Genomic DNA, 14,751 nt, shown 5'->3' with positions numbered 1-14,751 from the left:
CCGCTCGCCTCCGCTGTCCCGTCCGTCGCGGATGCCCCCGTCACACTGGTCGCCAGCGACCTCGACCGCACGCTGATCTACTCCGCGGCGGCGCTCCGGCTCGCCATGCCGGACGCCGAGGCCCCACGCCTGCTCTGCGTGGAGGTGTACCAGCACAAGCCGCTCTCCTACCTCACCGAGGCGGCGGCGGCGCTGCTCGGCGAACTGGCTCGCGCAGCGGTCTTCGTCCCCACGACCACCCGCACCCGCGAACAGTACGGGCGCATCCGCCTCCCCGGCCCCGCACCCCGGTACGCGATCTGTGCCAACGGGGGGCACCTTCTCGTCGATGGCGAGTCCGACCGCGACTGGCGGGCCCGGGTCTCCCGCAGGCTCGCCACCGAGGCCGCCTCGCTCGCCGAGGTCCGCGCCCGCCTGCTGGCCGCGGCCGATCCCGCCTGGGTACTGAAGGAACGCGTCGCCGAGGACCTCTTCGCGTACCTCGTCGTCGAACGCTCGCTGCTGCCGGACGGCTGGGTCGAGGAACTGGGGGAGTGGGCGGGTGGCCGCGGCTGGACGGTGTCGCTCCAGGGGCGCAAGATCTACGCCGTACCGGCCCCGCTCACCAAGAGCGCGGCCATGCACGAGGTGGCCCGACGCACGGGCGCCACGCGCACCCTCGCGGCCGGCGACAGCCTGCTCGACGCCGATCTGCTCCTCGCCGCCGATCACGCCTGGCGCCCGGCCCACGGCGAACTCGCCGATGCCGACTGGACCGCCCCGCACGTCCGGGTGACGGCCGAGGAGGGGGTGGCGGCGGGTGAGGCGATCCTGCGGCACTTCCTGCGCGCCTCCCGGACCCGTCCCGAACGGGCTGCTCGTCCCGAACGGACCCGTCTGAACGGGCTCGTCGGCCCTGGCCCGGAGCCTGCGTAACGACCGGAGCATGCGTACTGACCGGAAGGCGGGCATCCGCTCCGGAGCGGGAGCGGGCGTACCGACTGGGGGAGAGTGCCGATCGTGATCACCGACACGCGCGCGCGATGCACGCGGACTCGCGAGTGATCGTGGCTACAGTCACCGCGTTCTCACTCGTCGCCGACGGTGCGCCGGTCCGCCGGGCCCTCAGGTACGGCTCTTCGGAACGGCTCTTCGGAACGGAGGCGGGGGAACAGGGCGATTCGCGGGAACGAAGGCCGCGGAGGCCGATGGCGGAGAGCGGCGGGAGGGGGGAGACGGAGGGGGAAGGCCGACGGGGGAGATCGATAGGGGAGATCGACGGGGGAAGACCCGGGAATCGGTGGGACCGAACAGGAGAGCGCGATGACCAAGGGCAACGAAACCAAGATCACGGACGAGTTGTACGCGTACATGCTGGCGCACAACCCTCCGCTCGACGCGACGCAGCGGGAGCTCGTCGAGACCACGTACGCGCGTCTGCCCGAACACGCGGGCATGCAGTCAGCGGAGGAACAGGGCCCGCTGCTCGCCTTCCTCGTCCGACTGACCGGCGCCCGGCACATCGTGGAGGTCGGTACGTTCACCGGCTTCTCCGCCCTGTCGATGGCGCGCGCGCTGCCCGCCGACGGGCGGCTCATCGCCTGCGACATCTCGGAGGAGTGGACCGCCTACGGCCGTGAGGCATGGGAGCGGGCCGGGGTTGCCGACCGCATCGACCTCCGTATCGCGCCCGCGCTCGACACGCTGCGCGCGATGCCGGCGGAGCCGCACATCGACCTCGCCTACCTCGACGCGGACAAGGGCAACTACATCCCGTACTGGGAGGAACTGGTGCCCCGGATGCGGCCGGGCGGCCTCCTCGTCACCGACAACGTGCTCTTCCACGGCCTGGTGACCGATCCCCGGGCGACCGGCAGCGCGGCCGCGATCCGCGAGTTCAACGACCACGTGGCCGCGGACCCCCGGATGGAGAGCGTGATGCTGACCGTGGCCGACGGGCTGACCCTCTCCCGCAAGCGGTAGAAGTCGGCGAACCCGGCAGAAGCCGGCGAACGCGGTAGCAGGCATGAACGCGGTAGCAGGTACGAACGGGGAGCGGACGGGCACAGCGGCCGACTCCGGCTGCCCGGCGCCCGCCCCCTTCGTGCCTTCCGCTCTTCGCCTTCCGCTCCTCGCCCGTCGCTCGATGGACCGGTCATCCGCTGGCCGGTCGCCACTCGCCCATGGGCCGGATCGCTTGTTCGGGGTGTTGCCGGGGTGCGCTCAGCCGCAGCAACCGCCGCCGCAGCAGCCGCCACCTCCGCCCCCGGCACCCGCCGACGGGGCGGCGGACGTCGAAGACTTGGCGGACGACCCGCCCACGGCGACGGTGGAGAGCAGCTTCACGGTGTCGGAGTGCCCGGCGGGGCAGGAGGCCGGGTCCGAGGACTGGGCCATGGGGCGGCTGAGTTCGAACGTGTCTCCGCAGGAGCGGCAGCGGTACTCGTAACGAGGCATGCGCCCAGGCTATCCGTCATTGCCGATAGCAGAGAGACATGGGCCTCGTCCGGTGTTCCATCGGCACCGGACGGGCGAGGAGGGGCGAGGGACGGGCATGCGGGTGCGGGTCAGGGGCGATGGACCGGCATCGCTGCCGTCCTACGACTCGCCTGCAGTTCGCGCTCGACTTCCTCCGGGTGGCGGGCTCGCCAGTACGGGTTGTCGTGCGGGAGCCCGCCGCTGACCCGTCCGTACATACCGAAGATCATCAGCATCAGACCCACCACGAAGCTGAACAGCACGTTCTGGAGCCGGAAGGCGAGGAAGTTGAAGTCCGTGTCGAGCAGGGCGAGGTTGATGAAACCGCTGAGGATGAAGGCGATGCCCAGGATCATGTTGAGCGTCGAGGCGAAGTTGCCGCCGATCACCATTCCGACGAAGAGCAGCAGGCCCACACAGATGGACAGGACGCTGAGCGTTCCGTTGGTGTTGAGGCCCACGACGGTGGCGCCGCCGGTGCTGAAGAAGCCGATCCTGTCTATCAGCCCGAGGATTCCGAACACGAGCAGCACCAGCCCCATGAGCCCCGCCCCGACCCGGTAGACGCGGCTGAGCCGGTGGTCGACCGGCAGGTGCTTGTCGAGCTGGATCGCTCTTCGGTGGTGGCGTCGAGGAGTTCGGTGTCCGGTGGCGGGCAGTGCGTGGGTGCCCATATCGGCCTCCTTCAGGCGTACTCCCAGGATCCGCCTGCGGGCGCGCGGGCGCACACCCGGCGCCGTATGACCCGTCGACGCTCGGAGCCGCGCGGCCTTGGGCACAGGTGGTGATTGCGGGGCCGGTGCGCGTCATGCCCGAGGGCTCGGCGCACGTGGTGCCCAGGGGGCTCGGCGCACGTGGTGCCGGCGAGGTCTGCGCGCAGGCCCCGGGACCGGGAACAGTCGCGGGGCCGAGGGCCATAGGGCTCCGCGACCCGGGACATACCGCCTGGGGCACCGGGGTGACCAGAGGCCGAGCCGCCCGTTGGGACGGACGAGGCGTCCGTGTCCGGTTGAGGTCAGGCGCCCGCGCTGCCGCCCCGGGTGGGATCAGGCGCCCGCGCCGCCGAGCCCAGGTGTGGGATCAGGCGCCTGCGCTGCCGCCCCGGGTGGGATCAGGCGCCCGCGCCGCCGAGCTCAGGTGTGGGATCAGGCGCCTGCGCCGCCGCCCCGGGTGGGGTCAGGCGCCCGCGCCGCGTTCCTCACGGATCGCCGAGACCACCCGTGCGGCCGTGCTCCGTACCGCCTCGGTCTCGGTCAGGAAGTGCCAGTAGTCCGGGTGGCGCCCCTCAAGCCCGCCGATGGCGCGCTCCAGCCGGGCCACCGCGTCGTCCAGCGGGCGGGCGTGCCGGGGATCGGGGGTGTTGCGCCCGGCCATGGCCAGGCGCTGGGCGTCCCTGACCGCGAACCTGGTCCGCTCGATCTCCTGCTGCGGGTCCTTGGCCACCTCGTTCAGCCGGTTCAGCCGGTCGCCCGCCATGGACACCGCCTCGTCCGTGGCGTTCAGCAGGGCGCGTGCCGTGCTCAGGCGCGAGGTGGCATCGGCCCACCGCTGTTCGTCCCGTGCCCGGGCGGCTTCCTTCAGCTTCTCCTCGGCCTGCCGTACGTTGGACGCCGCCTGCTCGGGCACCGGTTGGAGGTCCTGCCAGCACGCAGCCGAGAAACGCCGCCGCAATTCGCTCAGCACCGGCTCCACCGAGGCCGCCCGGGTCGTCAGCGCCTGGGCGCGCGTACGCAAGGACACCAGCCGGTGGTCGATCTCCGCGGCCCGCGCGGGCAACCGGTCCGCCTCGGTACGCACCGCCTCGGCGTCCCGCAGCACCTGGTCGGCACGCTGCAAGGTCTCCTGGACGCCATGGCGCCCGGCACCCTCGTTGAGCTTGGTCAGCTCGGGGGCGAGGGCCGCCAACCGCGCCGCCAGGTCATCCGCTCGCAGTCCGGACGCCCGCACCGTGTCGAGAGCGTTGCTCGCACCGAGGAGCGCCTGTCGCGCCCGCTCCACGGCTGGTGCGAGCCGGGCGAGCTGCGTCTCCGCCTTGTCCAGGAGCGGCCCGAGGCCCCGCGCGAACCGGTCCAGCTCGCCCTTGACGCTCAACAGTTCGTCCTTGGCGGCGGTCAGCTCCGTCCTGGCCCGGGCCGCGACGGCCGGTTCCAGATCGTCCCGGTCCAGGTCATGAGCGTCGACTGCGGTGATGTACCGGTGGCTGACCTCGTCGATGCGCCGACCGAGGGCGTCGAAGTCGTCGACGGCCCTGCGCGCATCGGGCGAGCCGTCCACGGCGGTGATCGTCTCGATCGAGATGCGCAGATCGCGCTGGGCCGTGTCCAGCTCGTAGAACGCGGCGGCCGCCGCGTCCTTCGCGGCCTGGGCCTCGGCGCGCTGACTCTCGCCACGCCCGCCGAACCAGCGCCTCGTACCCCCGCCCGCGAACGCGGCGGGCAGTGCCGCCACGAGCAGTGGCACGGGGAGCAGCATCAACGCGAGAACGCCGCCCAGGGCTCCGGGGGTCCCGGCAGCCCGGGAGGTCGTGCGGACCCCGAGGACCTCGGGATCCCCGATCACGGCCACGGAATCCGGTGCGGCGGACCTTCTGGAGGCGAAACCCTCCGCGGCGGAACCACCAGTGCCGAGACCGCCGACGGAGCCCCCGGCCGACCCCCTGGCCGAACCTCCGGCCGTGAGACTGCCGACGACGTGACCCCCGGTGGCGAGGTTGCCGACAGTGACGTCCCCGATGGCGGAATCCCCACCCGCTCTCGCCCGCGTGTGTGTCGCCGTCACATCCCTCTCCCGTGCCGTTCCGCCCTGCCCGGTACATTGTCCCACCAGGTAAGGACGAACACACGGGCCGATCAGTTCACGGTTTCGACCGTGATGCGACCGTTGTTGCTGCGAGCCTCCACCACATGAGGGCTGTCCTCGCCGCGCGGCACGTCCACCGAGGTCCCGCCGTTGTGAGCGGTGGCACTCACCGCGTACTTCTCGGAACCGCTCGGCAGACCGATGGTGATGCTTCCGTTGTGACTCTGCGTCTTCACAAGGTCCGGTACGGAGGTGAAGGCGAGCCGGATTCCGCCGTTGTCCGACCGGGCCGACACGGACGAGGCCGAGACCCCTTCAGCATCGACGGCCCCGTTGTTGCTCTCCAGTTCGAGCGGCCCGCTGGATTCCCGGACGGTGACCTCGCCGTTGGTGTTGCGCAGCGTGAGCGGCGTGTCGAAGCCGGACGCGGTCACCCTCCCGTTGCGGCCCTTGACGACCACCGCCATTCCGCGCGGCACCTTCACCTGGTGTCGGGAGGCGCAGTCGCTGATCAGGGCCTTGCACTTCACCCGGAGCGTCAGCGTGCCGTCCCGCATCCTCCACTGCGGATCGGGCCCGGTCCCGGCGAACACCCAGCCGTCGATCTGCCGGGTCACCTCGACCTTCCGCACATCGGCCGGGACGAGTTCCAGCGTCGTGTTGCTGGAGTCGATGGTCAGCGTCTTCCCGGCCCCGCTGTCGAGAGCGAACGACCGGTGCTCGGCGGGCGCGTCACCGGGGTCCGGACTCCCGCATCCACTGGCGGCCAGCCCGAGGAGCACGGCCCCGCCGGATGCGATGAGAGCACGGGTGCGAAGAGCCATGATGATCCATCCCCCACGGTCACGACGGGCGGTTCCCGACGGCGTGCCGTCACCGTACGTAAGCCGCGGTGACCGGCGGAATCCGGTCGGCCACCGTGAGCGGGGTGGGGGTAACCCCCCGTTCCCGCCCTGACACCCGCGGCAAGAGGCCCGCGCCCCGTCGAGCCAGGACCGTTTGTGACCTCGCTCGGACGGCCATGTACCCTGTTGGTTCATCCACGGGTGCGTAGCTCAGGGGTAGAGCGCTGCTCTTACAAAGCAGATGTCGGCGGTTCGAAACCGTCCGCGCCCACCAGCACAAAGGCCCTCAGCCGATCCTGGGTTCTAACGGTCTTCGCAACACCCGCGATCTGTGGGAGTTGCGAAGACCCCTTGAATCCAAGGATCGTGAAGACGCCAGAGGGGCCTATGGCCAAGTGATCGATGTCCGACTTGCTTGGCCACTGGATGGCGTGCAGGATCCTCCAGCCGTGGCGCCGCAGGGAGTTCAACCGGCGACCTGTTGCGCGCTCTCCGATCAGGCCTAACGCCCAGCTTCGCCTTTCTGGGTCCGGCGACCAGCGGACGAACTGCCGCTTGAGTCTGTTGGGTTCCAGCTCTGCGAGCTTCCGACGTAACATCTCCTGGCCTGTTGGAGGCCAAGTCGCCTTGCGGAAAAGCCATCCACCTCCCGGTTTCGATGCCAGAGCACCACACGCCCGCCCGCTTGCCAAGATGTCGCATCTGGCCACCAAGGCGGCTGTTACAGGTTTCTCTACCTCATCAAGGCACCCGGCTGCGCTCCGCTCCGCTGGGCGCGCTTCCCGGCTCTGGCTGCGCCCGCGCTCCTGCCTTCGGCCCGCTCGGCGCTGCCGCCGCCGATGCGCGCCCACGTGGATAGGCCGGAGGGGCATGAGACGAGAATCAAGCCCGCGGCCTCAGGACTCGCCTCCGGCGGGGGCGCTCAGACTCCGGGATGGACGGGGCGCCGTTGGCGAGTGCCGGCCGGAGCGTGGCGAGCGTCGTGGGCTCCCATCCCGTCCGCCTTCGACCCAGGCAGAGCCGAGCAGTCGCGGCCCAGGGCGTCAAGGTCGTTCGTACAGTGGCGCGCTCCACCTTGACGCCCTGAACCACGACCGCTCCACGGTGTGTGGGTCGAAGGCGGACGGGATGGGAGCTGGGGCGAGTGGTGGGTTGAGGTGAGTGGCGAAGGTAGGCAGTCAGGCTGCTAAGGGTCCCGGACTCCGAGACGTCCGTTACTTGTCGGCTCGGTAGAGCTTGATGTCCTTGTTGACGAAGAGGTGGACGTAGCCGCACTGCCAGCAGATCAGCCCGGTGGCGCTCTCGTTGGCCCAGGCCAACTTCATGAACTCCATGCCGGTGCTGTTGAGCAGGACTTCCCGCTCTCGGAACAGGTCTCCTTGGCAGACTTGGCAGGTGAGCCAGACTTCCCCCAGTGCTGCATGTACCGGCTTTGCCATCGAGTGAACGCCCCCGTCCTTGCCGTGTTGACGGAGCGAGACTACAAGACGGTCCGAGCCCGCTCGCAGCCCAGGGAGTGCGCAGCAGGGTCTTCTTGCAATGGGGTGTGCTGTCTGGCGGCCGAAGATGCGGCGGAGGAGTACACGTGCGCCCCACCTCGCTCTTAAAGCGGTGGGCTGTGCTGCACAGCAGCGGAGCGCAGCAACCAGCCCGACTGCAACCGACCGTCCGTGCATTTGGAAGCCCGTCTGGCCAGCCCAGCGACCATCAGCGACCGCCCTGCCTGTAGTTCGCATCGAGGGGGCGTGTGAGTGCCTAGCTGCGTGACAACGCTGACGAACAGCCGCGGACAACCGCGCACGTCTGTGGACCACCGCAGCAGGTGAGAGACGTGGTAGCCCAGAGTCAACCGCGCGCCCAACTTACTTCGGGGCAAAGCGGTCGTGCGTGACCGTGGCGAACTGTTCGTTGCCGAGGGTGATGTCAGTGCCCGGCCTTACGATTCCCCTATGCGTAGAGGAGCGATCACACAGGAGTCCGTGCTCAAGACCCTTGTGGAACACGACGAATTGGGGCGTGACACCTTCTTGGCGAAGTACGGCTTTGGGGAGGCGCGATCCTACGTCCTGGTGCACGAAGGGCGGGAGTACGACCCCAAGGCGGTCGCCGGAGTGGCGCACAAGTGGGACCAGGGACGGGCCCTCGCGCCGGACGAGTTCAGCGGGGGTAAAGACCATGCCGCGGCGTGGCTCAAGCGGGCTGGTTGGTCAAGGCCATCAAGAAGCCGGATTGGGCCCGCGACGAGGTCATCCTCGCCTGCCACCTGGTGATGGGAAACGGCTGGAAGGGGCTGGACGCCCAGGACGGTCGGGTGGTGGAGCTGTCCGCCCTGCTCCAGCTACTTCCCATCCATGCTGAAGCGGACCGCAACGAGAAGTTCCGCAACTCCAATGGTGTCGCCCGCAAGACGTTCGACATCGCCACCCGGCACCCGGAGTACCAGGGGAAGCCCACCAACGGTGGCGCGCTGGATGTCGCGGTACTGCACGAGTTCCTTGCTCGGCCGGTGGAGATGACCGAGGCCGCGCGGCTTATACGTCAGGGCATCGCGACGGGCGAACTGCAGTCCCTCGCACCGACTGAGGACGAGGAGTTCGGCGACGACTACAGTGCGCCCGAAGGGCGATTGCTTGTGCGCCGACACAGAGCGCGTGAACGGAACAAGAGCCTGCGCAAGAAGAAGATCGCTTCTGTTCTTCAGCGCGGCGGACGACTCGCTTGCGAGGCATGTGGTTTCGACTTCGAGGCGGTCTACGGGGACCGCGGCGCTGGGTATATCGAGTGCCATCATGTCCTCCCGCTCCACGTAGCGGGGGGAGGGGCGGACCAAGCTCAGCGATCTCGCCCTCATTTGTGCCAACTGTCACCGCATGATCCACCGGCGCGCGCCATGGCCGACTCCTGGGGAGCTGCGGGACTCCATAGAGCAAAAGCATGCAGCTGACAGGCGTGCGGCGGAAGCCCTGGCACGACCGCGTAGGGCGGCTGACGAACAGATGCCTGACGCGTGATCTGACATCCGCAGATGACATCAACGTCGGTGTACAACGGCAGTCCCGGAGAACCGTGGACGGCAGCCGCAACCGAGCCCGACACGGTGCTCAGTCGCTTTCAGTCGGAACTTACAAAGCAGATGTCGGCGGTTCGAAACCGTCCGCGCCCACCAGTGAAAGTAGCTTCGGGCCCTGCTCAGATGGTTCTTCATCGCGGCAGGGCCCGAAGCGTTGACGGGGGCTCACGTGGGTTCGCATGGGTTGAGATCGGCGTCTAACCTCCTGAAAATCTCCTAATCGATCACGGAAACTGCCCAGGTGGATGGGCACACTGCCCAGGTGGATGGGCACAATGAAGGCGGGCTCCTTAGCGGCCACCTGGTCCGTGGGGGCGTCAGCCTGTGTTGCCCGTGCTCAGCCCCATCCAATGTCCTCCGTGACGGCGGGCATCCGATCTTGCTTTGCCGGGCAACGACTTCTGGCTCATCGGCGGCCGGCTCATCCGGTGGAACCACTTCACCGGGGACGGCGCGTCGGCGCCGGGAGAGACCAACGCGGACCGCGCGGCGGCTCGACTGTGCACTGAGGCGTTCGAGGCAGTGCGGCAACGTGCCGTCCCACACAGCGAATTCAAGCTCGACCAGGTGAAGGATTCAGCCGCACCACATGCCCGCTTCCCCGTCTTCCTCGGCCCAAGCAGCCCGTGAGTGCGTCGCACGACGCCTGCGTGGCCTGCGGGTCGATGCCGGCCTGACTGGGAAAGGGCTGGCCTCGCGGTGCGGCTGGATCCACCCGAAGACATCCCGGATGGAGCCGGATGGAGAACGCCCGCACTCCGCCGACGCCGGAGGGCATCCGCCGGTGGTGTCATGCATGCGGCGTGGAGGACCAGGCCGCAGACCGGCACCCCGGCCACCATCTCGCCATGGTGGTCTGGGCATGCGTAACGCCCCGTTGGTGACGGGGCGTTCGTTGTTGTGCGAGTGCCGGTTCAGGGGCAGATGGTCTTGCGGAGTGCCTCGTTCAATGCCTTGCCCTGCTCGTCCGTGAGCGGGCGCGCGTCGTTTCCGAACCGCTGTGCCGCAGCCCGGTCCGGCTTTTTGCTGCCCCTGCGCAGCGAGGCGCACTGGTTCCGGCCGGCGTCGATGGCCTTCCCCTCGTCCTCGACGATCCGCGGGTCAATGGCCTTGATCGCAGCGAGATAGGCGTCGCGGTCAGCTCCGGTCGGCGCGGGCGGAATGCCCGCGGCCTCTTCGATGGCGGCGCGGTCGACGGTCTCTGTCGGCGCTGGCTTCGTGGTGACGGCGTCCTCGCAGGCCGTGAGCGTTAACAGGGCGGCGGCGGTGACAGCGATCAGGGCGGCGCGTCTCATGTGCACTCTCCGTACATGGGTCTGTGCTTGGTGAGATAGGTGGTTGCCCCGAATGGTTGTGGTGAAATTGCGAAGACCCGCTGTGTGGGGCGGGTCTTCGCTTGTTCGGGAATGCCGGATATATCGCCACTGCGCGGCGGCCAGTATCAGCCGGCCGTCCGCCGCTCGCGGCAGCGGCACAAGGGCCCGCCGCAGCCGGGCCACATCGAGCCGGCCCGCGGCCAGAGCGTCGCAGAGCCCGCCGTGCCCGCGGATGTCCGATACCCGCGATCGGCCGGCGCCTCAAGCACCGCCCGACCGGCAGCGAGTACCCGTAGAGCCCGGGTAAGGACCCCGCCCGAGTGGCGGGCCCTCGCGCGGGCTCACGGCACGATCAGGGCGTCTGCTCGGGGGCGTGGCCCATGATCCTGGTGAAGGCCGCCGCTTCCTCGTCGTATCCGCGGATACCGGGGCGGAAGGTCCACGTTCCGGAGTCTTCGCGTACGAACTCGCCGACCGTCGCCGCCGTCGCCTCCAGGACACCGCTGAAGTCGTCCTCCTCCAGGACGTTGTAGCCCTCGCGCAGGCGCAGGCCACGGCTGAGCACGCCGGCGAATGTCCTGCGGCAGGCGTTCTGGTGGATGACGACGCCGACCACCACGCGCGCGTACCGGCTGTCGAGACGGTCGAGCTCCAGCGTCATCACCTCGTCCCAGCCCAGGCCCTTGCCGTCTTTGCTGTCCCGGTTGAGGTAGATGGTGCCGTCCGGGGAGCGGCTGTCCCAGTGCACCACGTAGGAGGGGTCTCCGTACGGGGCGGTCGCCAAGTAGGTTGCGGCGACGATGTCGAGGTGGCTGGCCGGCTCGCCACTGGGACTCGGATCCCACTTCAGCGCGACCTCGATCTTGCGGACATCCCTTCTGATGCCGTTCACCAGCCGTCCTCCCATGCACGCAGGTGATATCCCAACTTCGCTGTTGGGCAAGACTGTTCGTCCATCATGGCATGTCAGGGGGGTTCTCACACCAGCGCACTCCGCCGGACCAGGACCGGCGCCACGCTCGTGGCCTGGACGATACCGAGGGGCGGAGCCGAGGACACCGGAGGCAAAGCCGGGGGCACCAGGGCCATCCCGGTGCGGGTGGGAACCAGGCTTCTTGGCCGGGGAATCGATCTGGCCCGGCGGCGGTTCTTCTGTACTTCCGCGCCGGACAGCAGGGCGCGAAGGCCCTGTCGCTCGCGGCGTCGTGCGATGCGGCCGGGGGCAGTTCGTGGTGCGGGCGAGTCAGATGCCGTGCTCCGTGCGGTGGTTGACCGTGGTACGGGGCTGTTTCCTATGGTGATGGTCGGGTGTCTACCTTGGGGTCGGCCGGTTGGGACGGATGATGACCTCGCTGCCCAGCGGTCGGTATCCCGCCGCGAGGAAGGCCCGAAGGGATCGAGCGTTGCCCGGGGCGACAGCGGCGAAGACCGGCTCACCAGCGGGCACCAAGGTGAGCGCGTCGCGCAGCAGGGAGCGACCAAGCCCAGCCCCACCGCTGTCGGGACGGTTGAGTTCGACGCTCATCTCATGTCGTCCAGCCAGGCCGTCGGCCAGTGTGACAAGGCCGCGTCCATCTCCGTAGACACGGACGTCGGTACGCAGAGCCCGAGCGTGACGGACACGGGGGTGGTCATCGACATCAAGGCGTTCATGCAGGCGGTGAGGGGCCGGCGTGCCACGCGCAACGAGTATCGCGTCGACGCTGTCGATCCACCCATCGCGGCCTGCGAGGTATCGCAGGAAGTCAGGAGCCATTGATGCCCCGTAACCGTCGGGTCCTTGAGCCCGGACGTCGGAAGCGGACAGGGCGGTGGCGATCACGGCGTGCCCGGTGAAGGCGACCGAGCACTCCAACCCGCCCGGCAGCGGGGGAAGAACCGTCAGGCGGCCATCCGCGGGAGGGAAGCGTCCGTCGGCAGCATTGAGGAACATGCCCAGCAGCGGGTGAGACTCGGCCATGACGGTCCACTCTACGAGGGGCTGTTCGCCGTGACAGCGATACCCGCTGTCGGTCGTGCATGGCCCGGTCGTGCATGGCGCGGTCGCGCATGGTCCGGTCGTGCATGGCCCGGTCGTGCATGGCCCGGTCGTGCATGGCCCGGCCGCGGGCGGCCGGGCCATGGAGGACGGGGGCGGGTATCGGTGTGGCCGTCACCGCTCTCTGGTGTTGATGTTCACGTCGATGACGGCCCGTTCGATGGCGTTCTCGACCGCGGTGACGATGGTCGCGGTGTCGGCGCCCTTGCCGAGCTGTCCGGCGAGTGCGGTGATCGCGGCGGTCTGGGCGGCCAACCGCTTGTCCATGGACCGGATGCGAGCCTGCATGTCCTTGAGGATCGACTGCGCCTGCCACGTCGGGTTCGTTTTGTGGTCGGCCGCGTCCGTCGGGCCGGCGATCGCGTCGGTCTTCCAGACGGCGTCGAAGATGTCCTTCTTGGTGATCCCCGCCATGGGGTCCTCCTTGTTCGGGTTCCAGCTCGCCGGGTGCTTCAGGCGCTCGGCCACGTCCGCGCGGAGTTTGACCATGGTGAAGCCGCGGGGGTCGACCTTGTCGGAGCTCCACTCCAGATGGCCGATCACGCTCTTCGCCGACCAGCGGTGCGCCCGGCACAGGGCCGCCTGCACGCGGACGATCGCGTCGTACTGGGCGGCGGGCCACGGGTCCTTGCCGTCGCCGAGGTTCTCGCACTCCCAGCCGTAGAACCGCGCGTTGCCGTCGATCCCGTTCGCGTTGCCCTTCGTGGGCGCGCTCGGCCTGCTGCCGTACGACTCGGCGATCACCTGGTCCAGTACCCGCGGGTCGCCACCGCCCGCGTGGTTGGCGCGGCCCCAGCCGACCAAGTGGACCCGGCCGTCCTTCGCGATCATCCCGTGGCAGAGCGGGCCGGGCAGGGATGAGTACCCGTCACGGACCATGGTCACGGTGGACGCGGTGCCCTTGGTGACCGTGTGATGCACGATCGACCCGTTGACCGGGCCCCACGCGCCCTTCGAATTACGGTTGTGCGTACGCCAGTTGCCGACCTCGACAACACGGACGCCCTCGGCGCGCAGCGCAGATATGACCTGTGCCGCGCTCAGAGGCTTTGCCACGGAATCTCCTTTCGCGTTGCGGTGCATGCGGCGTTCCGGAACCGGCCCACGGCCGTCGGCCGCTGTCCGGATCGGTGACTCCACTTCTCGGCCCGCTCACCGCTGGGGAATTCGGACCACAGTATGTGAAATCAGCCGCCATCACCCGTACTTCGCGCCGTTCGTCGAGGTCCGTGGGAACGTGACCAGCTCCCGGCGGGAGGAACGGCGTACGGGTTGCATACCCCTGCCGTGACGGCCGGACTCGTCCCCGAGGTTCCGGTTAGTCCCGAGTCGGGGCGGGGCGAGCCTCCCGCGTGCGCCGGGCGCGCAACTCGACCGCGTCGAGCAGCAGGGCCAGGGTGGTCTCGAAGTGGTCGTCCTCGTCGGCCTCGGCCAAGTAGGGGGCAGCGGCCGCCAGATGCGGGTGGCGGGCGGGGGAGGCGAGGAGGTACTCGCGCCGCCAGGCCCTGCGGTCACCCGCCCTGGCCTCGGGGTCCAGGGCGGCGAAGGATGCCTCGAACGCACCCATGGCCAGGGACGTTTCGACCAGGGCGCGGTAGTAGCGGGCGGCGTCCCGGTGGTCGAAGCCCGCCTGCCCGAGCGCGCCGATGACGATGTCCGCGCCCTGGAACTCGGCCTCGCGGCGCGAGACCCGGGAGGTGACCAGAACGGCGATCCGGGGATGCGCCAGGCACACGCGACGCATCCGCCGGGCAAGGGCGGCCAATGTGTCGCGCCAGTCCTCGCTCGCCTCGAAGCCGTCGATCGCCTCGGCGATCAGCCGTTCGGTCAGCCCGAGAAGGATGTCGTCCTTGCTGGAGAAATGGCGCAGCACCGCCGTGTGGTTGGAACCGAGGTCCGCCCCCAGGCGGCGCAGGGTGAGCGCGTCCGGTCCCTCGCGCTCGATCAGCGACGCCGCAGCGTCCAGGATCCGGTCCTGGGTCAGAGCCGCTCTGGGCGGTCTGCCGCGCAGGGACCTGGGCTCCGGGTCGTCCGTGGTCCCAGGATCTGTCATGCCGTCATCCTAAGGGCTGTCCCGTCATCCCCGGCGGGCGTGCGACGGCGGCTGCGGCGCCTAGCCGCGCTGTCGGAACACCCGCATATATCCAGTATGCGGGCCCCTCCGCCTCGCGATACACCGCATTCGACACCGCGTACACCGCGCTGATCCACCACGGATGACGCGAC

The 14,751-nt window shown here is 69.3% G+C and carries 13 protein-coding genes, 1 tRNA gene and 3 pseudogenes; 6 read left to right on the top strand and 11 right to left on the bottom strand.

Annotation, left to right across the window (positions count from 1 at the left end):
* Window positions 1–45 precede the first annotated feature (45 nt).
* Both ACIHCL_RS02770 and ACIHCL_RS02765 read left to right on the top strand, forming a co-directional pair.
* Window positions 46–915 (top strand): HAD family hydrolase, encoded by an 870-nt coding sequence (locus ACIHCL_RS02770; RefSeq protein ID WP_399857115.1) that lies wholly within the window; start codon window positions 46–48, stop codon window positions 913–915.
* 387 nt (window positions 916–1,302) lie between these two features.
* Complete coding sequence (locus tag ACIHCL_RS02765) at window positions 1,303–1,962, top strand: O-methyltransferase (RefSeq protein WP_399856197.1); 660 nt, start codon at window positions 1,303–1,305, stop codon at window positions 1,960–1,962.
* Between the two features lie 240 nt (window positions 1,963–2,202).
* Here ACIHCL_RS02765 and ACIHCL_RS02760 read toward each other — a convergent pair whose 3' ends face one another.
* The 4 genes from ACIHCL_RS02760 to ACIHCL_RS02745 all read right to left on the bottom strand — a co-directional run bounded on the left by ACIHCL_RS02760 (window position 2,203) and on the right by ACIHCL_RS02745 (window position 6,080).
* Complete coding sequence (locus ACIHCL_RS02760) at window positions 2,203–2,436, bottom strand: zinc ribbon domain-containing protein (protein ID WP_399856195.1); 234 nt, start codon at window positions 2,434–2,436, stop codon at window positions 2,203–2,205.
* 110 nt (window positions 2,437–2,546) lie between these two features.
* A complete protein-coding gene (locus ACIHCL_RS02755; protein WP_399856193.1) occupies window positions 2,547–3,131 on the bottom strand; it encodes a DUF4383 domain-containing protein in 585 nt (194 codons plus the stop codon).
* Between the two features lie 502 nt (window positions 3,132–3,633).
* The gene (locus ACIHCL_RS02750) at window positions 3,634–4,950 is read right to left on the bottom strand and encodes a hypothetical protein (RefSeq protein ID WP_399857114.1); all 1,317 of its coding nucleotides are present in this window, start codon (window positions 4,948–4,950) and stop codon (window positions 3,634–3,636) included.
* A 356-nt stretch (window positions 4,951–5,306) separates the two neighbouring features.
* Window positions 5,307–6,080 (bottom strand): DUF4097 family beta strand repeat-containing protein, encoded by a 774-nt coding sequence (locus ACIHCL_RS02745; protein WP_399856192.1) that lies wholly within the window; start codon window positions 6,078–6,080, stop codon window positions 5,307–5,309.
* 220 nt (window positions 6,081–6,300) lie between these two features.
* On the opposite strand from ACIHCL_RS02745, the gene ACIHCL_RS02740 reads away from it, so the two are divergent.
* Window positions 6,301–6,375: transfer RNA gene (locus tag ACIHCL_RS02740), tRNA-Val, on the top strand.
* Here ACIHCL_RS02740 and ACIHCL_RS02735 read toward each other — a convergent pair.
* Together ACIHCL_RS02735 and ACIHCL_RS02730 are read right to left on the bottom strand one after the other, a co-directional pair.
* Window positions 6,332–6,700 (bottom strand): nuclease-related domain-containing protein, encoded by a 369-nt coding sequence (locus tag ACIHCL_RS02735; RefSeq protein WP_399857112.1) that lies wholly within the window; start codon window positions 6,698–6,700, stop codon window positions 6,332–6,334. The two genes, ACIHCL_RS02740 and ACIHCL_RS02735, sit on opposite strands and share 44 nt — an antisense overlap.
* A gap of 615 nt (window positions 6,701–7,315) precedes the next feature.
* The gene (locus ACIHCL_RS02730) at window positions 7,316–7,540 is read right to left on the bottom strand and encodes a hypothetical protein (RefSeq protein WP_399856190.1); all 225 of its coding nucleotides are present in this window, start codon (window positions 7,538–7,540) and stop codon (window positions 7,316–7,318) included.
* A 1,407-nt stretch (window positions 7,541–8,947) separates the two neighbouring features.
* On the opposite strand from ACIHCL_RS02730, the pseudogene ACIHCL_RS02725 reads away from it, so the two are divergent.
* The 3 pseudogenes from ACIHCL_RS02725 to ACIHCL_RS02715 form a co-directional block, all read left to right on the top strand.
* Window positions 8,948–9,112, top strand: a pseudogene (locus ACIHCL_RS02725) (HNH endonuclease); the annotation flags it as partial.
* Window positions 9,113–9,534: 422 nt separating this feature from the next.
* A pseudogene (locus ACIHCL_RS02720) lies at window positions 9,535–9,732 on the top strand (DUF6879 family protein); the annotation flags it as partial.
* Window positions 9,733–9,760: 28 nt separating this feature from the next.
* Window positions 9,761–9,995: pseudogene (locus ACIHCL_RS02715) on the top strand (helix-turn-helix domain-containing protein); the annotation flags it as partial.
* A 90-nt stretch (window positions 9,996–10,085) separates the two neighbouring features.
* Here ACIHCL_RS02715 and ACIHCL_RS02710 read toward each other — a convergent pair.
* From ACIHCL_RS02710 to ACIHCL_RS02690, 5 genes are all read right to left on the bottom strand, one after another.
* Window positions 10,086–10,466 carry a hypothetical protein gene (locus ACIHCL_RS02710; protein WP_399856188.1) on the bottom strand — a complete coding sequence of 127 codons (381 nt, stop codon included), beginning with the start codon at window positions 10,464–10,466 and terminating at the stop codon, window positions 10,086–10,088.
* A 373-nt stretch (window positions 10,467–10,839) separates the two neighbouring features.
* Complete coding sequence (locus ACIHCL_RS02705) at window positions 10,840–11,394, bottom strand: TerD family protein (protein WP_399856186.1); 555 nt, start codon at window positions 11,392–11,394, stop codon at window positions 10,840–10,842.
* Between the two features lie 405 nt (window positions 11,395–11,799).
* Entirely contained in the window at window positions 11,800–12,447 is a 648-nt protein-coding gene (locus ACIHCL_RS02700; RefSeq protein WP_399856183.1) for a hypothetical protein, read from the bottom strand.
* Between the two features lie 192 nt (window positions 12,448–12,639).
* Window positions 12,640–13,581 (bottom strand): N-acetylmuramoyl-L-alanine amidase, encoded by a 942-nt coding sequence (locus ACIHCL_RS02695; protein ID WP_399856181.1) that lies wholly within the window; start codon window positions 13,579–13,581, stop codon window positions 12,640–12,642.
* A 262-nt stretch (window positions 13,582–13,843) separates the two neighbouring features.
* Window positions 13,844–14,578 (bottom strand): TetR/AcrR family transcriptional regulator, encoded by a 735-nt coding sequence (locus ACIHCL_RS02690; RefSeq protein ID WP_399856178.1) that lies wholly within the window; start codon window positions 14,576–14,578, stop codon window positions 13,844–13,846.
* Window positions 14,579–14,751 lie beyond the last annotated feature (173 nt).

The sequence above is a fragment of the Streptomyces sp. NPDC052042 genome, assembly GCF_044548345.1.
Classification (GTDB): domain Bacteria; phylum Actinomycetota; class Actinomycetes; order Streptomycetales; family Streptomycetaceae; genus Streptomyces.
The sequence above is the reverse complement of the archived record's forward strand: the minus strand, read 5'-3'. Positions and strand labels throughout refer to the sequence as shown.